The following is a 21,376-nucleotide window of genomic DNA, read 5'->3' on the forward strand; positions in this document are numbered from 1 at the left end:
ACAAGACTCACCTGACAAAATCCCAGTCCTGGTCTACCTGTTTTCTTTCGCTTCGGGAGCAGGACACGACTGACTGCCGTCTTCCAACGCTGTGAGGGTATGGCGCACCTCCCCCATTCCAGGGCTGTAGACCAGCACAGTTCTGAGCGTGTCTTCTGCGGCTTCTTTAGATCCAAGCATGCACTGCGCCTTGGCGAGATTCTGTCCGAGGGCGGGGATGTCCGCGTTTTGACGGAAGGCTCGCTGCCACGAATTTGCAGCTGCCTGGAGGTTGCCCGCTCGAGCGAGGAGAGTACCTAGGTTCGTTGCGGCTGCCAGGTTCTCGGGCTCCTTTTTCAAGACATCCTGGTAATAGGTCTTGGCGTGAGCGTAATCCTGATTCAATTGGGCTATGATTCCGAGCGCGCGCAGCACTGCAGGATCCTCGGGATCAAATTTTTCCGCCGCAATGAGCATCTGCCATGCACGCGATCTTTCGGTAGTGAGTCCTTTAACCACAACGAGGTTGTAGTACGCCAGAGCGAGGTCGCGCGATTTGCTCGTGCTGGCTAGAATTGGAATCAGCTCCGGGGTCCGAGCCGGAACAGCTTCTAGATCGGGTTGGCCGGGATGCTGTCGGATGCGGTGATCGGTCCATGCTACATGGGGGATGTTCTGCGCTCCGGTTTTAGGCATATGGCAGCTGGTGCAGTCACGAGTTGCGACGTAGTGCTCGGCGACGTATTTGTCCTGAGTGTGACAAGTGAGACATTTGGCGCGATAGAAGTTGGTGCGCTCTTCAGCCGTTGGCGAAGCGTGAGGATTGTGACAGGTCATGCACGACATGCCGGGCCCGCTCACGATCCTGCACCTGCTGGACTGGAACTGCTCGATCTCGCTGACGGCGCGCTGGGTCGTGTTCTCGCCGGCATAGACGAAGTAGGACATGAAGGCGGTGAGATCGGCGCCCGGTTTGAAGTCGAGTACGGACCGGTCGCGGCGTTCGACACTTGTATCGCCTTCGAGATGACAGACACTGCAGATACTATCTCTCTTTACAGGCGAAAGCTTGACGGGGTTGACGACAGCGGTGCGTCCGCTGGAGGCAACATGTTCGCGGCTATCCCCGTGGCAGCTCTCGCAGGTTATGCCTACGTACTCGAAGGGCAGTCCGCGATAGAGATTGTCGGTTCCCTCTACCTGCTTGTTCACGCTGCTCATGTGGCAGCGCAGACAGCTTGGGTTAAGCGTGAGCGCTGCGGGGAGCTCCTGCGACCGCTGAAAGCCGGGCTTCATGGCGTAGCCTTTGAGTTTTGCGTAGTAGGCATTCGGACTTTCCAGCAGGTATCCGTTCTTCGAATAGAGGTAGGTCAAACCAAGGTGACCAGAGCCTAGGAAGTAATGAAGCCGCTCTTTGATTTCGATAGGAGGCGACGTGGGAAGGGTATAGTCAAGTGTATGGTGCGCCTGATTGCTTACTGTGTAAATGCCGCCGGATGGAGCGTGCCGAAACGATCCTGGGGTGAGTCGTTCGCCGGCTAGTCCGCTCGCGTTGGCCATAGGTGTCTTGAGGTAAGTCTTGAATATCGTACGGTGACATTGGCTACAGGCGGCGTCGGCGTCGCGCACTGGTGTAGCTGCCTTGTCCTGCGGTAACCCGCGCAGTGAGAATGCGGCAGCTAAGAAGAGCGGTAACGCCCGCAGCAATCTCCTTAGAAACATAAACTCACTTTCCATACAGCATGCTCGCCCAAGTCTTCAAACTGCGCTTCAAAAGTTGAACCACAGTTTGGGTAAAGGTTATCTCGACCTGAAAGCTAGAAGATGCAACGGCGTTTGTCAATAATGAGCAACGCTTTCGAGGCCAAAACGTATCTTGTATATTCACTCCATGGCTGTCCGAATGAAAGATGTTGCGCAAAGTCTCGGCGTCTCGATCGTGACGGTCTCAAAGGCGCTTAAGAACCATCCCGATATTGCGAAGGCAACACGCGAACGAGTGATGGCGAAGATCAAAGAGCTCAACTACCGGCCGAACCTGATGGCTAGGAGCCTGGTGACCGGGCGCAGTTCTCTCGTTGGTCTCATCGTGCCGGACCTAATTCACCCCTTCTTCTCCGAGATCGCGAAATCGCTCTCAAGTGCGCTGCGCAAGAAGGACTTCTTCCTGCTCGTAGCTTCCTCCGAGAGTGACGCTGTCCTCGAAGATGCCGAGATCGAGCATATGCTCGCTCACCGGCTGGATGCCCTGGTGGTAGCCACAACACAGTCGACCTCGGAGAAGTTGCGCAAGGTCAGCGAGAATGGGCCGCCGCTGATTCTTCTCGACCGCGACTTTCAGGATTTTCGCTCTAACTTCCTCGGATCGAACGACTACAAGGTTGGTGAGTTAGCAACGGAACATCTCATCGCCATCGGTCGCAAGAAGATCGCCCACATCCGAGGTCCGGAGAACAGGGTAGGGAAGAGCCGTTTCGAGGGATATCGAGATACTCTCGAGCGCCATGGGGTTGCCATCGATCCTCGGTATGTGATCGCACCGCTCGGCTCAGTCGATGTAGATGGCCGAACGCGAGGGGAGACGGCGATGAAAAACCTGCTAAGCCTGAAGATGCGTCCGGATGCGGTTTTCTGCTTCAATGACATGATCGCGTCCGGTGCCATAATGGCCGCTTTGGACGCCGGCCTAAAGATACCTCGTGATCTCGCAGTTATCGGTTGCGGAAACTATCACTACGATGAACTGCTTCGCGTCCCGCTTTCAACAATAGACCAGAGGATTGAGCCCCTAGGCCTTCGGACCGCGAAGATGATCTTCCGTCTCGTTGAAGCAGAAGGGCCGATTCGTCCCCAGCGCGTCATACTGGAGCCAGAGCTTGTGGTTAGAGAATCTTCCAGAGTTGTGAAGTAGGAAAGCAAAGTTCTCCAGAGTCTCGGGTCAATCCACATCTCATGCCGAGAGATGGTCGCGATTGATATGGTAAATGAATCCCGTGTGTGCTTAGACCAGAAAGATCTACAAACGTCTCAAGCCTCAGGTGGACATATTAAGGCGAGACACCGCAATCCGAAATGCGTACGCGATGTCGTTCGGCTTCTGTGTCGGCAGCTTCACAACCAGTTCGTTCGAGCTCCGCTCGAACGAACAAGGCTCTCCGACGCCGAGCATCTCGACTTTGCTGATCTCGCCTGGAAGCTCTTTCGATCCGCGAGCGAACGTCTTGATCTTAAGCTTGCCATCTGCCGGCCAACCGAGCGCGATGACGTAAAGACGGCCATCCTTCACGGTGAAGCGCATGTCCTCAGAGGTATAAGGTCGGCCATTTCCCTCGTTGAAGTTACCAGTTTTCACCGGGTCCGGTGGGCCTTCACCATAGACGGTGAAAGGCCGCGTGCCGAAGATAGCCTCTCCGTTTATCGGCATCCAGGCTGCTAGGTCAGCAAGGATTTGCCGCTCGTCGGAATCGATGGTGCCGTCACCCTTCAACGGGATATTCAAGCACAGATTTCCGTTCTTGCTGACGACATCCGCCAACAGATGAATCACTGTCTTTGCAGATTTATATTTGTGCTGCTCAAAGACTTCACGGCTATAGTGCCAGTCGCCGATGCAGGTATCGGTCTGCCACGGAAGCTGAAGAATGTCATTCGACCTGCCTCGTTCGAGATCGAGCGCTGCGGCTCCTCTATGCTGTGGAACAAACTCTTTCCCGAAGACAACTGCCTGATTGCGTCCTCCATGAAGGGCTATATTCGAGTTGTAGAAGTGGGTCGTAATATCGACACCGGTTTGGCCCAGCGGAAGCCCGGTATCGTCGAAGTAAAGCATGTCCGGTTTATAAGTGTCGAGAAGATCCCTGCAGCGCAGAAACCAGGTATTGGTAAAGTCGGGATTTTCAGCTGGAGGAAATTCATCCCAAACGCGATCGTTCGCATTGTGCCAGCCAAGCATCTTCTGGGCTGATGTGAACCCATCCGGGACGACCAGATTGGGTCCTACGTAGAGCTCTTGTGGATTTAAGCCGGCCAAGCTCTTCTTTGCGAATCCGTCATACCGCACGCCCGCCAGCGGACCTTCCGCATCGTAGCCGTAGGCGGTCTGAAACCAATGCCACGCGTGAGCCGAGTGGTTACTGACCCCGTATCGCAAGCCGCGCCTTCTGCAGATCGCACTCCACGTCCCGACGATGTCCTTCATCGGACCGACTCGCGTCGAGTTCCAATTGTGATACTTGGAGTTGTAGTTGTCGAAGTTATCGTGATGATTGGCAAGTGCCATGAAGTACTTTGCGCCAGCAGCCTGGTACAGGTCCATTAGGGCCTCGGGATCCCAGCGCTCTGCCTTCCACATGATGTCAATATCCTTGAAGCCGACCTTTGAAGGGTGACCGTAGGTTTTGACGTGGTAGCAGTAAGCCGGATCGCCCTGAAGGTACATCCGGCGGGCGTACCAATCCCCCTGCTCGGGCACGCATTGTGCCGTCCAATGGGCCCAGATCCCAAATTTCGCATCCCGAAACCAGTCCGGTATCTCGTAATGCGCTTTAAGCGACTCCCATGTAGGTTCGAATGGCCCCTTTGCAAGACTGCGCTCGAGGCTGGTCGCAACCCTGCCGACCGGGTTTGCCGGGGAATTGATAACGGCGCCGAGAAGTCTTGACGTGACGGCGGCTTGTCCCGCGCCCGCGAGAAGACCGAGTGCACCTCGTCTTGAAAGTTTCATGAACTCTCCTGCTGATTCCGTTTCGATGTTTGGCTATTTTGATCGTAATCGTCGTTACGATGAGTGAATTGATTGTTTGTCGGAGACCCCTGCGACCAAATGATATTATTGTCCCTTGCGCACACGCATCGTGACTATCTCCCCATCTTTGTCTGGAGTGAGGTCGACTGTGTCCCCCTTCGCGTTGGTCGCCCTAATAAGGCGCAAACCTCTCTGAACGCGCAGCCGGTGAGTGCCATCGCGCAGAGCAAGAAGTTCCGTGTCGACTAATTTGCCGTCCTTCCATCGCAGTGCAACCTCCAGTCCACCGCGCGCGCGCAGGCCCCTGATAGAGCCGTTCTTCCATGCGATTGGCAGTGCTGGTAAGAGTGCGACTTCTTTATCGTGGCTTTGTAGTAGAAGCTCGGCAATAGCAGCCGTAGCGCCAAAGTTTCCATCGATCTGAAAGATGCTGTGCGGGGTTCCAGCTGATTTCGAATGCACCGTCTTTTCGCCGGAGCTGGCAGCGATAGCCGTCTCCAAGGCTTCGCCCAACGGATGTGTGTCGAACAAATTCGACCCGGTGCTGTGCTCGATTAGCATCTTGAGAGACTCCCAAGCCATGTCTCCGTCTTCAAGACGCGCCCATAATCCGATGACCCATGCGCGGCTCCAACCTGTGTAAGCGCCACCGTGTGCAAGCCGCCTCTCAACCGATTTTCGAGCTGCCTGTGCAAGCTGTGGGTTGTTGCGCGGCGTGATCTCGGAGCCGGGGTAGACAGGGTAAAGCTGTGACATGTGGCGCTGCCCCGGCTGGTTTTCCTCATAATCGATTGCCCACTCCTGAAGCTGGCCCCATCGCCCAACCTGGTAGTCGGGCAGACGCTTGACGACGGCGCCGACTTAGTCGCAAAGGCAAAATCGGTATTCAAAATGGTCGCAGCTTGCTGCACGTTCGTGGAGAGTTCGCGAATCAGTGCGAGGTCCAGCGTGCATCCAAAGCTTGTGCTTGCCGGAGTGCCGTTTGGCGCAAAAAATGTGTTTTCGGTGGAGAACGACGGGCAGGTCGTCAAACCGCCTTTCCCGTCGTCGACCATCCAGCTCAGGCAGAACTCTGCCGAGCCGCGCATAATCGGATAGACCTTGCGCAGAAATGATTCATCGCCGGTGAAGAGATAGTGCTCCCAAAGGTGTGCGCACAGCCACGGCCCGCTCATGGCGAAGTTGGCCCAGGTGGGTGTCGCGAACTCCGTTCCCATGCCGACCGGCGCGGACTGCCTCCACAGGTCGATGTTGTGGTGCGAGACCCAACCATTGGCGCCGTAGTTGACCTGTGCCGTCTTCGCTCCATTCTGGCTGAGGTCCGCGATCATGTCGGCCAGCGGTAGGTGGCACTCGGAGAGGTTGCAAGTCTCAACCGGCCAGTAGTTCATCTGGACATTGATATTCGAAGTCCAGTTCGAGCTCCACGGCGGACGCAGCTCATCGCTCCAAATACCTTGCAGATTCGCAGGTTGCGTACCCGGCCGCGAGCTCGTCATCAGCATATATCGGCCTTGGTTGAAGTAGAGCGCAAGAAGCGCAGGATCGGGGTTCGCTGCAAACTCCGATACTCGCTTATCGGTCGAACTCGAGCTGGAGCCAAATTCCTTACCCAGGTCGATCGTTACTCGTCGATAGAGCGCCTGATGATCCTTCAGGTGCGCGGAATACAAGCTCTGGTACGAAGTGACTTTGGCACTCGCAACAGACCTCTCCGCGGCAGCCACAATTTCAGACAGCGGCATGTCGGGAATCTGCGCATATCCCTTGTAGCCGGTAGCGATGCCGACCAGCAGAAGCACGCTGGTAGCGTTCTTGATCGCAAGAGTCCCGTCCTGCGCACGCGTAACTGGGCCGTCCCTGGGACAATCCGATTCAATACAGCAATGTGGAAGGGGTTGGCATGCGGTTCGCTGCGGTACTGGACGCACAGCTGCTGGATTCGAACTCACATCCCTCAACCGTTGTGCAGGTAAGACGGTATCGAGACGCTGGGCGCTTTTCCGGTCAGACGAATGGTATTGTCGTCGATCGCCTCCGTTTTCGACTGCAACAGGCTTACGAATCTCACTATTCCATTGAGTGCCCCCTTACGGCTGCAGGTCAGCCGAATAACGATGACCTGTGCCGGGGCCGAAACAAAGACCTCACGTGTGTATAAATCCCCAACTTCCGCGTTCGCGCCTTCTGCGCCCAGACACACTGTAGCGAACGGTCGCCACGCCGCGATCAAGGTCCAGTTCTCGGCGGTATCCGCTCACGGCCGACGGATGATCGAGCGTAATCAGCACATCCCCCACAGGCTCGAAGGCCTGGTTGTAAGGACCCTGCATCTTCCGGCACTCCTGGTCGGCTGCCTGGTATTTACCTTGCTGCAGGATGAGCTTGCGAACCTCAGGCAAATGGTGCTCGGCGTCCGGATTGTTCCAATCGGAGGGGGCTCCGGACCAGAGCGTGTCTTCGTTCAGTGTAATCCGCTCCCTGCCCGCGTCCGACGTGCCACCGAGGCCGCCCCCGAGCACCATAGCGCCCAGGCGTCCATTACCGAGGGGGACGGCGTCCACCCACTGGCCGGCGGGCTGCTCAAACCACAGCAGTGATTCTGTGCTCGCATATTTTTGTATCCTCCGAGGAACTCTCTGCGATGGCGTTGACGGAACCGCTCGAAAGGTAGGAAGAAGCATAGGTGAGTCCAAGCAGACTCAGAAAACTGCGGCGTGTTGTAGAAGATCCCATTCGAGTCCTTAGCGCTCTCCAGCCTTCTCGGCTGCTTTGATATTGACAAGTGTGGGACTGTTTCCATATCTATGTACACGCAACAGTAAACGATTACTTGAAAAGCATGCAATGGCTTAAACGTACTAAACCTAGTCTTCCTCCCAAGGATTTTTACTCATGGTGCTTTCCGCAATCGCATCTCGCCTGACTGCTCTTTGTCTCGCGGCATCCTTTATTCCCACCCTAAATGCTCAAGATGCTCCCGGCACGATGCTGGCTCCCACGCCTCCCATGGGCTGGAACAGTTGGGATTCGTTTGGACCCTCCGTGCGCGAGGACGAGGTAAAGGCGAATACCGGTGTCATGGCGACTCGTCTTGCAAAGTATGGCTGGCAATACGTCACGGTTGACATCGAGTGGTACGTACCCGATGCTCACGCCAACGGCTACATCCCTCGGGGCAGGGTCGTGCTGGACCAGTACGGGCGCTTTCAGCCAGCGCTCAATCGTTTTCCGACCGCCGCTGACGGAGCGGGATTCAAGCCGCTTGCCGCCTACGTTCATAGCAAGGGCTCGAAGTTTGGTATTCACATCATGCGTGGAATTTCGCGGGAGGCTGTCGAAAAGAACCTGCCCATCGAAGGGTCGAAATACCATGCCGCCGATATTGCCGACAAGGTGAACATCTGTCATTGGCCCCAGATGGAAGACACCTACGGCGTCGATATGAGCAAGCCGGGCGCTCAGGACTACTACGACTCCATCGCACGTCTTTACGCAGCATGGGGGGTTGATCTGGTTAAGGCAGACGATATGAGTCGGCCCTTCCATGAGCCAGAAATCCGTGCCCTCAGCTCTGCTCTGAGGACCCATCGTTCTCAGTCTTTCGCCTGGACCCGCGCCTATTGCCAATTATCCGGAGCTCAAAGCCAACGCGCAGATGTGGCGCATCTCGGATGACTTCTGGGATCGATGGATCGATGTAAAGGAGCAGTTCGATCGGGCTCACCTCTGGGAGAACGACTCTCATCCGGGAGGCTGGCCCGATGCGGATATGTTGCCGCTTGGTCACATTGCGATTCGCGGCGAACGGGGGGCGATCGCAACAGTTTGCTAACGCATGACGAGCAAATCACTCTGATGACTCTGTAGTCTATCTTTCGCTCCCCACTAATCTTCGGCGGCGACCTTCCCACTAGCGACGCATTCACCTTCAGCCTGCTCACCAATCCCGAGGTGCTGGCGGTCAATCAAGCCAGCGCCCACGGCCACCAGACCTACCGTAATGAAGACATCATTGCCTGGACGGCGGATGCGAATGCATCCGGCGGCAAGAGACCGGCAAAGTTTGTAGCAGTCTTCAACACGGGCGACGCTGCCAGGAGCGTTAGTCTTTCCTGGAAGAGTCTTGGTGTCCGCGCTCAGGCTACCCGAGTTCGCGACCTGTGGGGGCAGCAGGCGGTCAAGAAAGAGATTGCCGACCGGGAAGCTCTTCACACCACTGTTGCGCCACATGCCTCTTTATTCTTCAAGGTCGACATCCTTGAGCAGAACCATTGAGCAGTCTGCCCCTCAGCCGTTGGTCGTGCCGTGACATTTCGTAGGAGCAGAGAGGATATCGTGATTCCAAGAAGAGACTTTCTAAAGGGTGCCGCTGCAACTGTGGCCTTCAGCGCCTCCAGGAAAAGTTTTGCTGGGATTGACCCAAAAGACGAACCTGTCGCTTACGACGAAAGGTCGGTCATCTTGAATGGGCACCGTACCCTCGTCATATGTGGAGAGATACATTACCCTCGGTCGACGCGAGCTATGTGGCCCCTGCTACTTGAGCGAAGTAAATCGCTTGGCCTGAATATGATTTCTACCTACGTATTTTGGAACGTCCATGAAACAAGCCGTGGGAACTATAACTTCACTGGCGAGCGTGACCTGGGCCACTACCTTGACCTCTGCCATCAGAACGGGCTTTCTGTCTTCCTCTGGGTCGGGCCTTATATATGCGCAGAGTGGAACTACGGAGGATTTCCTTCTTATTCTGCGCGACGAACCCGGAATCACCATCCGCACCATGAACGCGGCCTATATGGCACGCGTGGAGGCGTTCTTCTTCAAACTCGCTGCGGTGGTAAGGCCGCATCTCGCACCCAATGGCGGTCCGGTGGTGCTGGTCCAGGTTGAGAACGAATACACCAACGTCGCCAAACGGTACGGAGAAGAGGGACAAGAATACCTTAGGTGGATTGTTGAATTAGCTAAGCGGGTCGGTCTTACCAGCGTGCCAACCACAACCTGCGAGGGCGGCGCTCAGGGCGCTATCGAAACCTCGAACGGATTTACGATCTCGCCGGAGCGCATTGCGTCTGTGCGCAAGTCTCACCCAGGCACACCACTTCTCTGGACCGAACTTTATCCAGCCTGGTACAAGGTGTGGGGAGGCCGCAACCCTATACCTCGTGACGCCCAGGGAGATTGCCGGTGCCATTCTGGATTTTGTAAGCCGCGGGGGCTCAGGTTGGAACTACTACCCGTGGCAGGGCGGAACAAACTTCGGACGCCATTCCATGTATCTTCAGACGACCTCTTATGACTTTTCCTCGCCCATTGACGAGTACGGAGGCATTACGCGGACCGGAGTTTATCTCGGTCAGTTCCATTCTTTCATGCAAGAGCACAGCTCTGTGTTTTTGGAGGGAGACCGCTCGGATAGTTCCGATGGTGAGCAGCGGACCACCACCTGGACCAAGGGAAGCGATCAATTCCTACTGGTCCGGGGAAATGACCTGAAGGATGCTCGTATTCTGAACACCAAGGGCGAAACCCTCTTTGATCTAAATGCTGCCCACTCCAGGGTCGAGCACAGTTACTCTGAAGCCAACTGGACCACAGTGTCAGGAAGCGACGAGGCAAACTCTTGGCAGATGTGGAAGGAGTGCCCGAAGCGACAAAGGCGTTGTTTCGGTAGAACCAGTTGAGCAACTGCTTTTGACAAAAGACAAAACAGACTACTGCTGGTACAGCACGACATTGCAGGTCGCGCAGGCAGGCCCGCAAGAAATTGTCATTCCTTACGGTGGGGATCTTTTCTACGTGTTCCTAGATGGTGGCCTTATCGGCTCGTCCATACTGCCCTTCAAGAGGACCGTGGACCCATACCACGATCACCAGGTAGGCGTAGAGAGGGAGTTGATAGCTTGCGGCCGTGCTATGCGCGCTGCTCCGCCTGCGTGATCCCGTAGTAGGGCGAAACGTCGAACAGATTAATGCCGCGGTCAACCGAGTGGCGGACTGCACGCTCTCCACTCGAGGCACCAACTTTTCCGAATACATTCCCCAGCGTAGAAGCCCCAAAACCGAGCACTGAGACGCTCAGACCGGTCGTTCCAAGATCACGATAGCGCAAAAGAAGTCTCATTCCCGAAAGGAGGTATTAGCCCGAAAAGCATAATATTTAACGTTAACTATCTGCAACGCCGGAGGTTCTCGCCGTCCTGATAATGTGGTAAATCTAGAGTCTGACGGCGCCAACCGCCTTCAGGCTTTTTCCGAATAGAGGAGTGAATCATGAAACGCTTCTGTCTTACGTTGAGTCTTCGTCCTGACCCGGAACTCATTGCCGAATACATTGAGCATCACAGAATTGGCCGCCCGGAAATTCACAAGAGTATCCGCGATGCGGGTGTTCTAGATATGGAGATATTTCATTTGGAAGGAAGCCTCTTCATGATCATGGATACGACAAACGACATCACGTTCGAGCGTAAGGCAGAGATGGACCGCCTTAATCCGGCAGTGCAAGCATGGGAGAGCTTGATGTCGAGCTACCAGAATGTCTCCTCCGGGTCAGACCCCACCACGCGTTGGAGGCAGATGGAGAGAATCTTCAAGCTGGCACACACAACCGACCAACCCTCGCCTGTAGATCGCAGGGAATTTTAAACAGGTGGTATCCCGAGAAGCTATCAACCAACTCGGTCAAAAGGCGCGCACCTAGTGAGCCTCCAACTCAAGCACTTGCACACTGTACGGTGGGATGGTGTGGGAGAAATTCGGCCCCTCGATTCGCGTGGACGTCTTCACCGGCACGATCTGCTTCGGAGCGCTGATCGAATTGGTCTCTGCGTTCGTCTTGCCGCTGAGCGAGATGAGCATGGCTTCTGGCATGACCTTGTTCATACCGGAGAAGTTGATGTCCAACGCTTGTGGAAGGGATGAAGCGTTGACCATTTTGAGGTAGATTTTTCCAGTACGCGAATCACGGGTGACCGAATAGAAGAAAAGTTTGCCCTCGCCGGTAATGGAAGAGGTGGGAACTTCGTCGCCCAGATACTCTCCGAACATGCACTGCGCGTAATAGCTCGGCGCGCCGTAGCTCTTCAGCGCGTCATAACCGATCAGATCTGACTCCCACTGCATGCCCCCTGGATTCACATTCACGAACAACGGCGCGTAGGAAGCCATCACAATCAAGTCGCTGTTCCTCTCCATGCCGGTCATCCACGCCGCGTCTCCCAAGGCGGCGCCCATGTTTGTCGTGGGTGAGCCCTCCCGAGTCGCCCATTCGCCGACGAAGATCTTGGGTCCGTTGCGGTCAGTCTGGTCATAGTGCTTCACATCGTCAAAGAACTCGTCCGCGCGCCTATAGTAGTGGTCGTCGACAACATCAGGCCTCGTTCGTTTGAGTGGAGTTGTCGCGATTAGTTGAAGCTGTGGATATTTTGTTTTGATGGCTTTGTAAAACTGCGCATAGCGACCCTCATAGCTGTCGGAGTGATCGAACTGGTCTTCGTTGCCGATCTCGATATAGTTCACGTGAAACGGTATTGGATGACCGAGCTTCGCGCGCAGCGCACCCCATTGAGTCGAGGTATCACCGATCGCAAACTCGATCTCGTCGAGCGCATCTTGCACATACGGTACTAGCGCTGGTCCTGCCTGAATATGGTCCCCCTTGAGTGAGTAGCCGGCATAGACCGCGAGCACAGTCTGAATCTTTAGGTCCTCAGTCCACTCCAGAAACTCTAGCAAGCCCATGCCGTCTGACGACTGGTAGTTCCACGGACTGCGATGGGTAGGTCGATCAACCAGCGGACCAATCGTGTTCTTCCAATCGAACCTTTCATCAATCTGATCTCCCTCAAGATAGTTGCCGCCGGGAAGTCTGAGGAAGGTCGGATGCATGGCTGCCATCTTCTCCATCAGATCAGACCGATTGCCGTTCTCCCGATTGTTGAAGGTTGGTGGCATCAGCGAGATCAGGTCCAGCCAGATCCTGCCCGTATGGCCAGCAGTCAGCAGCAGATGATTTTCAGACGACGTCTCCAAGTCACCCGTCTGGAGCGTGAATTCATATCGCTTCCACTCTCTCGTCAATGCTGGAGTGTCCGTCGACGCGGCTGCCTTTCCCGTGTCGTCGTTGATCAACGCTAAATTCAGACTCCCCACAAACGTCGAGTCAGCCTTGGCATACAACGAACCCTTATATGTGGTGTTCGGTCGGAGCGCCATACCCCAATAACCTTCGTTCCGCACCCCCGCTCTGTTCGCGGCGTCGGCCTGCGTGATCGTCAACGCCAGACTATGAGAGAGCGCTGCACTCGGCCCCTCTGCCGGGTCGATCTCCATCGAAGCTCTCGAACTTCCATAGTGTTCGATATTCCAGTGTGCGATCCCTTCGAATCCATGGTCCTGAAATGTCCGGTTTCTCACAAGTTCTGCATACAGGCCGCCGTCGTAGGAGAAGTTGATCTCCTCGGTCATCAACCCGTACAGTGTTTGGCTTACGGCATGAACAGGTTTGTCCAAGGCAATCTTCAAGGATGCGGGTGTTGTTTGTGCCGCGCCGGTCGAGATGAATGACGTGGCAACGATGAGAGCCGCGGCCTTCAAACCTAAGAGGCGCGCGAGAACTGGTTTTTCTAAATGGATTGACTTCACTGGGACTCCGGCTTTCCTCTGTTCCTGCAAACTTATAAGAGTTTGGTACCTGACAACCCGCCTCTCACGCTTCCGTATCAGGTTTATGCGGCGCGGTTGCTATGTCGTGTGCGAGGCCCAATCAACCGAGACGGGCGATTTCAGCGCAACAAACACGTTTTTAGCTGCACTCTCCCGCATGATTTGGGGAGCCTAACTGTAGCGTTAACTGGAAACAACAGAACGGTAGCCAATATTTGTCCTAATTGTCAAATCCACCGGCGGCAGAAGCGAGGGGCTCAGACCGATGGCAGAAAAAGAAAATCACAAAATTTCGCGTGTTCTGCAAAACCACACCACTAGACTCCCAGAAACACGGGCTTGATATGCCGAATAAAGAGGTTTTCTGTCACGTTCTTTGCGATAACTTCTTCGTTGGCTTCGAGTGCCATTAGATACCTGTTACCCATCTTTGCCGCGACTTTGAAGCCTACATGCAATAGCTGCCTGAAGCTCTCGTTGTACGAGCTATTCCCTGGGTCGTGCCGCAGCGTCGAGGTAAACTGCTCGCTCGTCCACTCATTAACCTTGTCCGGCATTGGCAGCTTCGTCGGGTGGATATCGATAATAGCGGCGTAAGGCGCACAAAGCTCCTCGCGGTGCGCGTAGGCCCCCCCATATATCTCTTTCGCGATCTCGAGCCCAGAGCCACCCGACTCAGCGAGGCCGATCACCTCTTCCAACCAAGTTGTTCCGGCGGTCTTCAAGTGAACTCCTGCATCGAATTTCTTGATCCCTGCGTGAATTGCTTTGTAGATCGAAAACTTGTCTGATCCGGAGTGAACGCTTAACTTCAGATTATCCGTTAGATCGTAGGTTTTGATCGCAAACGCGATCGTCGCCAAATCCTCCTCGAACTCTTTTGAAAACTGCATCACATCGCCAGCGTAATCAACGCCTTTATTGAAGCGGCCGGTGAACTTCGGCGCCACCGTCTGGAGCGGGATATTCTGGTCAGCGATGGCCGCGAGAATAATCAATAGCTCCAATGGTGTCTGAGGAGAGTCCGTCTCGTCCATCGAGATCTCAGGCACGAAGTTTCCTTCGCCCTTCTTCTCCACGAGCAGACGGTAAATCTCCCCTGCATGTTGGATGGCCGCCAGAAATTTGTTGGCCACGCCCTCAACAAACCCTTTATCCGTCTGGAACGGTTCAGCGATATTCGTGATCGTTACTGCTCCCACAAGCTCTTGATGCCGCCTAACAAACGCGGCTACATCCGCTGGCCTTGCGGCTTCTCCAATCAAGTCCGCGACGTCCAGAGTAAAAAAGTCGCAAGGCTGAATGAATCTCTCAACCGTCTTCTCGTTGATATGGTCCGCGTCGAGGAAGTATGGCTTGACCCATCCCAACTCCTTTACGGCAGCGTCGGCCGCAGCCCGCGTCTGGAGTGGCTCTGACCCAATAATCAGGTGCTCTCGATTCGACTTATTCCACACCGGCACCACATCGATTCCGGCCTCTCCCGCATTGACGCATGCTTTCAGCTGCGCTTTTGCCTGGTGAGCAAATCTGTCACCGACTCCGATCGAAAACTTTGGAAGCCTCAACTGCTTGTTCATCGCAACATCCCTCTCCTGTTCCACAAAGCGGTTAGTCCAATAGATCGATCACGTCGTTTCTACCTGCAACGCGGTCATGGCGCCAAGGCTAGATTGCAAAAGCTCGATACGAGCCGTGGAGCGACTGAAGCAGACGCCCCTAGCCAAAGCCGCCGAGAAACTCGAACCTACCCTTGACAGCCCTGTATGTATACCCTACGATTCGTCCCAGTGAAAAGCTTTTCATACTTCCGCATAAAACGGTAACTTACAGGAGTCGATTTGTAAAATTTACGGTTGCTAAACAACATGTCTTCACCTTGTAAAAAACTCGCCTGTTGAACTCGGTCAGTCTCTGTGCCAACCACCCTCTTGAACTCGCAAAGTCGCTTTTGCCGAGCAACCTGGATTATGCATGAGCCATGGAGCAAACCATTGATGCGGATAGTTGCAGGAGTAGATTTTGGAACGCTGAGTACCCGCGTAACCCTGCTTGATAGCAAGACTGGCCGGATAGGTACTGCATCTGCCCCATATCCTTTACATCGCAAGCGTGAGGATCGCGATTTCGCCACTCAGTCCCACGACGATCAGATGAACGCCCTGGTTCAAGCAATGCACAAGGTGCTTTCGGAGACCGGAATTGAGGGCAATACGGTCGAGGCGCTCGCTCTGGACACAACAGGCTCAAGCGTCATTCCAGTAGATACCGAGATGAAGCCACTAGACGACTATTATCTATGGTGCGATCATCGTGCTGTCAAAGAAGCGCAACAGATCACTAAACTGGCGCATGCACGCGGGCTTGAAGCGATTCAGTGGTGCGGTGGCGTGTACTCGCACGAGTGGGGCTTTGCTAAGTTACTCCACTGGCTGCGGAATAATCCTGAGAAGCGAGCGCTCTTTGCATCCGCCTTCGAGCATTGCGACATGGTTGCCGCCACTCTGTGCGGAATCACAAGTCCGCAGCAAGCAAAGCGCAGTGTATGCGCGCTTGGGCACAAATGGCTCTGGAACCCGAAGTGGGGCGGTTTTCCGCCGCAGGAGTTTTTCACTGAAATCGACCCCCTGTTTGCAGGAATCCGCGAAAAGCTAGCAGGTGAGGTGCTCACCTCCGATCACTTGGCCGGGACCTTGTCTCCAACGTGGGCTGAGCGCCTCGGTTTGAGCGCAGGCATTCCGATTCCAGTCGGAGCATTTGACGCGCATTGGGACGCGATCGGTGCAGGATGCCGCGAGGGAGACGTGGTCAACGTCGTTGGCACCTCCACTTGCATAATTGCAATGCAGAGCCGCACCCAGATCATCCCCGGTGTATGTGGTGTCGTACCTGGCAGCGTTCATCCAGCGTACACAGGGGTGGAGGCGGGCCTGTCCGCAGTGGGGGACATCTTCGAAGCGATCGCACGTAGGGCCTGCACCGACGTGCAAACTCTGTCCGAAGGACTTGAAGAGTACCGCGCCGGCCAGACCGGATTGATGCGGCTGTCCTGGGACAATGGCGATCGTACCGTGCTCGTCAAATCAGAACTTGGAGGCATCACGATCGGGTGGAATCTTCTCCACACCGCGCAAGACGAGCTATTTGCCGCCATTGAAGGCACCGCCTTCCATACGCGCATCATTCTCGATCGCTTCGCCGAGAACGGTGTTCCAATCAAACGAATCATCAATGCCGGGGGCATCCCGCAAAACAACGCCACTCTCAATCAGGTCTACGCGGACGTGCTCAACAAGGAGGTGCTGGTTCCCGACGGCATCCCAACCAGTATCGGGTCGGGCATCTTCGCCCAACTCGCCGCGGGTATCTTTCCAAGCATCGAGGACGCACAGAATCATATGTGCCTGAAGCACAAATCGTTTCTTCCCAATCCCAGCAACGTTGCGCTCTATGAGCAGCTTTATCGTCTCTACCGCGGCGTCTACTTCGCGTTCGGCGATGATTCCACATCCCCCTTTAGGCTTGCCGAGGTACTCCCCAAGCTCCGCGAGTACGCATCCAGGACCCACTTAGAAAACTTCAAACTTCCGTCAGCTATCGAGAAACCATGACCGCCTTGGCCATCCTGCTCACTACGCAACTCACCCATCTCGCACCGATCGACATTTTGATACTTGTCCTTTATTTTGTCGTCGTACTCTTCATCGGCTTTTATGTGAAGGGGTCTACCAGGACAAGCGAAGAGTTTTTCCTGGCCGGCCGCGAGATGACTGCTTGGATCGCCGGACTCAGCTTCGTCTCGGCAAATCTCGGCTCGCTGGAGTTGATGGGATGGGCCGGCGCTGCCTACCAGTACGGAATGCTCGCAACTCACTGGTACTGGATTGGGGCCATTCCTGCGATGTTGTTTCTCGGCATCGTCATGATGCCCTTCTACTACATCTCTAAAACGCACTCAGTGCCCGGCTACCTGCAGCTTCGCTTCGGTGAGGGCGCGCGTGGAGTCAGTGCCGTCAGCTTTGCCTTCATGACCATTCTCATGTCGGGGGTCAATATGTACTCTATGGCACTGGTCATGAAAGTCGTGCTCGGATGGAATATTAGTTTCTCCATCTGGATCGGCGCAGTCACAGTCGCCATCTACGTCATGCTTGGTGGGCTGCGGTCGGCCATTATCAACGAGGTGTTGCAATTCGTTCTCATCTGGGCAGGAGCCGCGCTGATTCCGATTCTCGGCCTGTGGGAGGCGGGCGGATGGACAAAGCTCAAAGCACAGATTGCTGTAAACGTCGGGTCGAACGATTACACGCACCTCTGGACCACTCTGGGATCCTTCAAAGACAATCCCATGGGCGTGCACTGGACAGGCATCGTCTTTGGGCTCGGCTTCGTTATCAGCTTCGGCTATTGGACGACCGATTTTCTCGTAGTACAGCGCATTCTGAGCGCCAACAATCTTCGCGCCGCAAAGATGGCGCCGGTGATTGGCGCTGCATTTAAAATGGCAGTCCCATTCATCGTCATCATTCCCGGTCTTCTAGCGCTCGCAGTTCTGCGCGACCCTCATACCCATCAGATCATTCGGCTTGTTGGGGAAAATCAAGTCGATGCAGCCCATCCTTACAGCTACAACGAAGTTCTTCCTCTCATGCTGATTCGCTATTGCGGTCCTGGCCTTCTCGGCTTGGGCATCACAGCGCTCATCGCCGGGTTCATGAGCGGCATGGCAGGCAACGTCAGCGCGTTCTCCACAGTCTGGACCTACGACCTCTACGGTGCCTTCTTTAATAAGAAAGCAAGCGATAAGCACTACGTCTCCATGGGCCGATGGTCAACCGTCGTTGGTATGATTGCATCGATCGGCACGGCCTATCTAGTGATGCATGCAGCTTCCATCATGGATTACGTCCAGGCGCTCTTTAGTTTCTTCATTGCACCGCTCTTTGGCACAGTTATTCTGGGGATGCTCTGGAAACGTGCCACAAGATCTGGCGGATTTTGGGGACTGCTTGCCGGAACCGTCTCCTCGATAGCAATGTGGCTTTACACCACATACGGCGGGCAGCAAGCTCTGGCACACATCGCATTGTCCCTGGACGCAAAACCAATGGCAGAGAATCTCTACCGCGCCTTCTGGAGTTGGCTCATCTGCGTCGTTGTCACGGTCTCGGTGAGCCTTGTTACGCGTCCTGTGCCGGAAGCTCAGCTCGCAGGCTTGGTCTACGGCGCTACGACGATCCCTGACGACGGAGCAAGATCCCTCTGGCAGAAACCGATCTTCTGGGCAGCGATCGTCATCACGATCTTCTTCCTTTTAAACATTATTTTCTTCTAAGGTTCGGGCACGCAAGTATCGGAGATTTTCTTATGGCGGAAGGTACAGGACGTGGCGAATCACTCTCGATTTGGTTCTTCGTTGGAGGCCTCACTCTGCTCTACGGCATCATTCTTTTGCCGTATGGCGCGTATGAGTGGTTTAGTGGACATGAGAGTTCCTCCGTACTCAGCAACCTTCATCCCACTTTCTGGTGGGGTCTGCTGCTGACACTCTTTGGCGGGTTTTACACCATCCGCTTTCGCCCGGGAAAGGGATGAAGCTCGAAGCGACAACTGGAGACAGGACATGCGACTTACACAACTACGCGAGGAAGTCCTCGAAGCAAACCTGGAACTGGTCCGTGGAGGACTCGTGCTCTACACCTTCGGCAACGCTTCGGGCGTCGATCGCGAGCAAGGCCTCGTCGTCATCAAACCCTCCGGTGTTGACTACGACGAACTCAAGCCCGAACACATGGTGGTAACCGATCTGGAGGGAAACATCATCGAAGGGAATTTGCGGCCTTCGTCCGATCTCGATACCCATACCCTGTTGTATCGGGAGTTTGGAGAGATCGGAGCCGTCGTTCACACACACTCTGAGTTTGCTACCAGCTTTGCGCAAGCTGGACTGCCCATTACGGCATTCGGCACAACCCACGCGGACTACTTCCACGGGCCGGTTCCTGTGACGGCACCACTCTCCGACGAAGCGATCGAAGGGCAATATGTTCGCGAGACAGGTGTGGCGATCGTGGCCAGATTTCGCGGAGAGGAAGACCGCGCCGCTATCGATCCTCTTGCAGTCCCTGCATGCCTCGTCCACGGACACGCCCCCTTTGTATGGGGAAGAACGCCACACGAAGCCGCCCATAACGCTGTAGTGCTCGAAGCGGTTGCGCGCATGGCATACCGCACTCTCTTACTCGAGGCGAACATGCAGCAGGTGTCACAGACCCTGCTGGATCGACATTACTTTCGAAAGCACGGTGCCAAAGCCACCTACGGACAATCAAGGAAGGAGCAGGACCTTTGAGCGGGCCAATTGAGTTGACGCATCTCCCTTAATGCTTATAACTTGTCAGGAAAGCTTTTCCGAAGAAATTTTGGTTTTTCTTCACTTCAGCAAAATTGAACGTCTCGAGCCGCAAGCCTTAGAGGGGGAGCTGTGAAAGTCTCAAAGAGTCTTAAGATCTGGTTTGTTACAGGCAGTCAACACCTTTATGGAAAAGAGGCGCTCACGCAAGTAGCGAATAACTCAAGAGAGATCGCCGGTTCCCTCAACGCCGGATCTGTCATTCCCTACGAGATCTTTCATAAACCGACGGTAACAACTTCCGAAGAGGTTAAAGCTCTCTGCCGGGAAGCAAACGCCGATGAAACCTGCCTTGGTCTCGTGCTTTGGATGCATACCTTCTCGCCGGCAAAGATGTGGATCGCCGGCCTGATTGCGCTCAACAAGCCGATCCTGCACCTTCACACGCAGTTTAATCTCGCTTTGCCTTGGTCTTCCATCGACATGGATTTCATGAATCTCCATCAGGCCGCGCATGGAGACCGCGAATTTGGCTTCATCACGGCACGATTGAAGTTGGCCCGGAAGGTGGTCGTAGGTTTCTGGCAGGATCCCGATACGGTGCTTGAGATCGCCGCCTGGACGAGAGCGGCTGCGGGCTGGCATGAATCGCAAAGTCTGAAAGTCGCTCGCTTCGGGGACAATATGCGGGAAGTCGCAGTCACCGAAGGTGACAAAGTCGCGGCTCAAGCCCAGCTGGGATACAGCGTGAATGGTTACGGAGTCGCCGATCTCGTCGATAGGATTCAACAGAGCTCCGAGACGGAGGTGGCAAAACTTGTAGATGCCTACCGCGAAGATTACTCCATTGCCAAAGAGCATGATCGTCCGGAGGCTCTGCGCGCTGCTGCAAGAATCGAGCTGGGACTTCGCGGCTTTCTGACCGAGGGCGGCTTCGGTGCGTTCACCGATACCTTTCAGGATCTGCATGGCCTCGACCAACTGCCCGGCATCGCAGTTCAGCGTCTGATGGCGGATGGATTCGGTTTCGCTGGAGAAGGGGATTGGAAGACAGCCGCGTTGGTACGTACCATGAAGGTTATGGCCCTAGGCCTACCTGGAGGCACCTCCTTCATGGAGGATTACACCTACGATTTCAGCGGCACGCCCAAGGTCTTGGGTTCGCATATGCTCGAGATCTGTCCTTCCATCGCAGCTGGGAAGCCATCTCTGGAGGTGCACCCGTTAGGAATCGGAGGCAAGGCCGATCCTGTCCGGCTCGTCTTTACTGCTCCCCCTGGTCCTGCCGTCGTCACCTCTCTCGTTGATATGGGCGATCGTTTCCGAATGATCGTCAACGAGGTGGACGTGATCCAGCCTGAGCAGCCGCTTCCGAAGCTGCCAGTAGCACGTGCCGTATGGGTGCCTAGACCAAGTCTCAAAATTGCTGCTGCAGCCTGGATCTATGCGGGAGGAGCCCATCACACAAGCTTTAGTCAGGCCCTTACTCTCGAACACCTTGAAGACTTTGCAGAGATTGCAGGCATCGAGCTGGTCATCATCGACTCGGAGACTCGCATACGAGACTTCCGCAGCCAAATCCGGTAAGCGATTTTTGAGTCTCTGATCGCCCAGGGCTCCTAGCGGAG

Annotated in this window: 21 protein-coding genes and 1 pseudogene; 13 read left to right on the plus strand and 9 right to left on the minus strand. The window is 55.1% G+C overall.

Features of this window, described 5'->3' with window-relative positions:
• Positions 1 to 33: 33 nt before the first annotated feature.
• The gene (locus RBB81_RS14155) at positions 34 to 1,701 is read right to left on the minus strand and encodes a cytochrome c3 family protein (protein ID WP_353071087.1); all 1,668 of its coding nucleotides are present in this window, start codon (positions 1,699 to 1,701) and stop codon (positions 34 to 36) included.
• 169 nt (positions 1,702 to 1,870) lie between these two features.
• On the opposite strand from RBB81_RS14155, the gene RBB81_RS14160 reads away from it, so the two are divergent.
• Positions 1,871 to 2,890, plus strand: coding sequence for a LacI family DNA-binding transcriptional regulator (locus tag RBB81_RS14160; protein WP_179582685.1), 1,020 nt, complete (start codon positions 1,871 to 1,873; stop codon positions 2,888 to 2,890).
• Between the two features lie 123 nt (positions 2,891 to 3,013).
• Here RBB81_RS14160 and RBB81_RS14165 read toward each other — a convergent pair whose 3' ends face one another.
• The 5 genes and pseudogenes from RBB81_RS14165 to RBB81_RS14185 all read right to left on the minus strand — a co-directional run bounded on the left by RBB81_RS14165 (position 3,014) and on the right by RBB81_RS14185 (position 7,407).
• Positions 3,014 to 4,702, minus strand: a complete 1,689-nt coding sequence (locus RBB81_RS14165) for an alpha-L-fucosidase (protein WP_353071088.1) — start codon at positions 4,700 to 4,702, stop codon at positions 3,014 to 3,016.
• A 105-nt stretch (positions 4,703 to 4,807) separates the two neighbouring features.
• Complete coding sequence (locus RBB81_RS14170) at positions 4,808 to 5,185, minus strand: glycoside hydrolase family 95-like protein (RefSeq protein ID WP_423248083.1); 378 nt, start codon at positions 5,183 to 5,185, stop codon at positions 4,808 to 4,810.
• Positions 5,159 to 6,468, minus strand: a pseudogene (locus tag RBB81_RS14175) (glycosyl hydrolase family 95 catalytic domain-containing protein); the annotation flags it as partial. The pseudogene RBB81_RS14175 and the gene RBB81_RS14170, both read right to left, overlap by 27 nt.
• Before the next feature lie 212 nt (positions 6,469 to 6,680).
• Positions 6,681 to 6,926 carry a glycoside hydrolase N-terminal domain-containing protein gene (locus RBB81_RS14180; protein WP_353071091.1) on the minus strand — a complete coding sequence of 82 codons (246 nt, stop codon included), beginning with the start codon at positions 6,924 to 6,926 and terminating at the stop codon, positions 6,681 to 6,683.
• Positions 6,871 to 7,407: a glycoside hydrolase family 95 protein gene (locus tag RBB81_RS14185; protein ID WP_353071092.1), complete on the minus strand. Its 537-nt coding sequence runs from the start codon at positions 7,405 to 7,407 to the stop codon at positions 6,871 to 6,873. Before RBB81_RS14185 ends, RBB81_RS14180 begins: the two co-directional genes overlap by 56 nt.
• Positions 7,408 to 7,618: 211 nt before the next feature.
• On the opposite strand from RBB81_RS14185, the gene RBB81_RS14190 reads away from it, so the two are divergent.
• The 6 genes from RBB81_RS14190 to RBB81_RS14215 all read left to right on the plus strand — a co-directional run bounded on the left by RBB81_RS14190 (position 7,619) and on the right by RBB81_RS14215 (position 10,413).
• Positions 7,619 to 8,401: a hypothetical protein gene (locus RBB81_RS14190; RefSeq protein ID WP_353071093.1), complete on the plus strand. Its 783-nt coding sequence runs from the start codon at positions 7,619 to 7,621 to the stop codon at positions 8,399 to 8,401.
• A complete protein-coding gene (locus tag RBB81_RS14195) occupies positions 8,382 to 8,558 on the plus strand; it encodes a hypothetical protein (protein WP_353071094.1) in 177 nt (58 codons plus the stop codon). The genes RBB81_RS14190 and RBB81_RS14195 overlap by 20 nt, the downstream gene beginning before the upstream one ends.
• Positions 8,559 to 8,677: 119 nt before the next feature.
• A complete protein-coding gene (locus RBB81_RS14200) occupies positions 8,678 to 9,001 on the plus strand; it encodes a hypothetical protein (protein ID WP_353071095.1) in 324 nt (107 codons plus the stop codon).
• A gap of 102 nt (positions 9,002 to 9,103) precedes the next feature.
• A complete protein-coding gene (locus RBB81_RS23495; RefSeq protein ID WP_423248084.1) occupies positions 9,104 to 9,619 on the plus strand; it encodes a beta-galactosidase in 516 nt (171 codons plus the stop codon).
• Entirely contained in the window at positions 9,525 to 10,028 is a 504-nt protein-coding gene (locus RBB81_RS14210) for a beta-galactosidase (protein WP_423248020.1), read from the plus strand. The genes RBB81_RS23495 and RBB81_RS14210 overlap by 95 nt, the downstream gene beginning before the upstream one ends.
• A complete protein-coding gene (locus tag RBB81_RS14215; protein WP_353073937.1) occupies positions 9,925 to 10,413 on the plus strand; it encodes a beta-galactosidase in 489 nt (162 codons plus the stop codon). The genes RBB81_RS14210 and RBB81_RS14215 overlap by 104 nt, the downstream gene beginning before the upstream one ends.
• A gap of 230 nt (positions 10,414 to 10,643) precedes the next feature.
• On the opposite strand, the gene RBB81_RS14220 is transcribed toward RBB81_RS14215, so the two are convergent.
• Positions 10,644 to 10,841 (minus strand): aldo/keto reductase, encoded by a 198-nt coding sequence (locus tag RBB81_RS14220; protein ID WP_353071097.1) that lies wholly within the window; start codon positions 10,839 to 10,841, stop codon positions 10,644 to 10,646.
• Positions 10,842 to 11,002: 161 nt separating this feature from the next.
• Between RBB81_RS14220 and RBB81_RS14225 the strand changes: the two genes are divergently transcribed.
• A complete protein-coding gene (locus RBB81_RS14225) occupies positions 11,003 to 11,377 on the plus strand; it encodes an L-rhamnose mutarotase (protein WP_353071098.1) in 375 nt (124 codons plus the stop codon).
• A 51-nt stretch (positions 11,378 to 11,428) separates the two neighbouring features.
• Here the strand turns inward: RBB81_RS14225 and RBB81_RS14230 are convergent, their stop codons facing one another.
• Together RBB81_RS14230 and RBB81_RS14235 are read right to left on the minus strand one after the other, a co-directional pair.
• On the minus strand, positions 11,429 to 13,375 hold the full coding sequence (locus RBB81_RS14230; protein ID WP_353071099.1) for an alpha-L-arabinofuranosidase C-terminal domain-containing protein: 1,947 nt from the start codon (positions 13,373 to 13,375) through the stop codon (positions 11,429 to 11,431).
• 338 nt (positions 13,376 to 13,713) lie between these two features.
• On the minus strand, positions 13,714 to 14,976 hold the full coding sequence (locus RBB81_RS14235) for a tagaturonate epimerase family protein (RefSeq protein WP_353071100.1): 1,263 nt from the start codon (positions 14,974 to 14,976) through the stop codon (positions 13,714 to 13,716).
• Positions 14,977 to 15,393: 417 nt separating this feature from the next.
• Here RBB81_RS14235 and RBB81_RS14240 point away from each other — a divergent pair, with 417 nt between their 5' ends.
• The 5 genes from RBB81_RS14240 to araA all read left to right on the plus strand — a co-directional run bounded on the left by RBB81_RS14240 (position 15,394) and on the right by araA (position 21,335).
• Positions 15,394 to 17,007 carry a ribulokinase gene (locus RBB81_RS14240; RefSeq protein ID WP_353071101.1) on the plus strand — a complete coding sequence of 538 codons (1,614 nt, stop codon included), beginning with the start codon at positions 15,394 to 15,396 and terminating at the stop codon, positions 17,005 to 17,007.
• A complete protein-coding gene (locus RBB81_RS14245; RefSeq protein ID WP_353071102.1) occupies positions 17,004 to 18,731 on the plus strand; it encodes a sodium:solute symporter family protein in 1,728 nt (575 codons plus the stop codon). The genes RBB81_RS14240 and RBB81_RS14245 overlap by 4 nt, the downstream gene beginning before the upstream one ends.
• 32 nt (positions 18,732 to 18,763) lie before the next feature.
• Positions 18,764 to 18,991, plus strand: a complete 228-nt coding sequence (locus tag RBB81_RS14250) for a hypothetical protein (RefSeq protein ID WP_353071103.1) — start codon at positions 18,764 to 18,766, stop codon at positions 18,989 to 18,991.
• Positions 18,992 to 19,019: 28 nt separating this feature from the next.
• The gene (locus tag RBB81_RS14255) at positions 19,020 to 19,748 is read left to right on the plus strand and encodes an L-ribulose-5-phosphate 4-epimerase (RefSeq protein ID WP_179582699.1); all 729 of its coding nucleotides are present in this window, start codon (positions 19,020 to 19,022) and stop codon (positions 19,746 to 19,748) included.
• A gap of 132 nt (positions 19,749 to 19,880) precedes the next feature.
• Complete coding sequence (gene araA, locus RBB81_RS14260) at positions 19,881 to 21,335, plus strand: L-arabinose isomerase (RefSeq protein WP_353071104.1); 1,455 nt, start codon at positions 19,881 to 19,883, stop codon at positions 21,333 to 21,335.
• Positions 21,336 to 21,376 lie beyond the last annotated feature (41 nt).

This window comes from Tunturibacter gelidoferens (genome assembly GCF_040358255.1).
GTDB lineage: Bacteria > Acidobacteriota > Terriglobia > Terriglobales > Acidobacteriaceae > Edaphobacter > Edaphobacter gelidiferens.

Bases quoted from the DNA above. Each gene is read 5' to 3' on its own strand.
- RBB81_RS14155 (WP_353071087.1), bottom strand. From the start codon at position 1,701: ATGTTTCTAAGGAGATTGCTGCGGGCGTTACCGCTCTTCTTAGCTGCC.
- RBB81_RS14160 (WP_179582685.1), top strand. From the start codon at position 1,871: ATGGCTGTCCGAATGAAAGATGTTGCGCAAAGTCTCGGCGTCTCGATC.
- RBB81_RS14165 (WP_353071088.1), bottom strand. From the start codon at position 4,702: ATGAAACTTTCAAGACGAGGTGCACTCGGTCTTCTCGCGGGCGCGGGA.
- RBB81_RS14185 (WP_353071092.1), bottom strand. From the start codon at position 7,407: ATGCTTCTTCCTACCTTTCGAGCGGTTCCGTCAACGCCATCGCAGAGA.
- RBB81_RS14190 (WP_353071093.1), top strand. From the start codon at position 7,619: ATGGTGCTTTCCGCAATCGCATCTCGCCTGACTGCTCTTTGTCTCGCG.
- RBB81_RS14195 (WP_353071094.1), top strand. From the start codon at position 8,382: ATGTGGCGCATCTCGGATGACTTCTGGGATCGATGGATCGATGTAAAG.
- RBB81_RS14210 (WP_423248020.1), top strand. From the start codon at position 9,525: ATGGCACGCGTGGAGGCGTTCTTCTTCAAACTCGCTGCGGTGGTAAGG.
- RBB81_RS14225 (WP_353071098.1), top strand. From the start codon at position 11,003: ATGAAACGCTTCTGTCTTACGTTGAGTCTTCGTCCTGACCCGGAACTC.
- RBB81_RS14235 (WP_353071100.1), bottom strand. From the start codon at position 14,976: ATGAACAAGCAGTTGAGGCTTCCAAAGTTTTCGATCGGAGTCGGTGAC.
- RBB81_RS14240 (WP_353071101.1), top strand. From the start codon at position 15,394: ATGCGGATAGTTGCAGGAGTAGATTTTGGAACGCTGAGTACCCGCGTA.
- RBB81_RS14245 (WP_353071102.1), top strand. From the start codon at position 17,004: ATGACCGCCTTGGCCATCCTGCTCACTACGCAACTCACCCATCTCGCA.
- RBB81_RS14250 (WP_353071103.1), top strand. From the start codon at position 18,764: ATGGCGGAAGGTACAGGACGTGGCGAATCACTCTCGATTTGGTTCTTC.
- RBB81_RS14255 (WP_179582699.1), top strand. From the start codon at position 19,020: ATGCGACTTACACAACTACGCGAGGAAGTCCTCGAAGCAAACCTGGAA.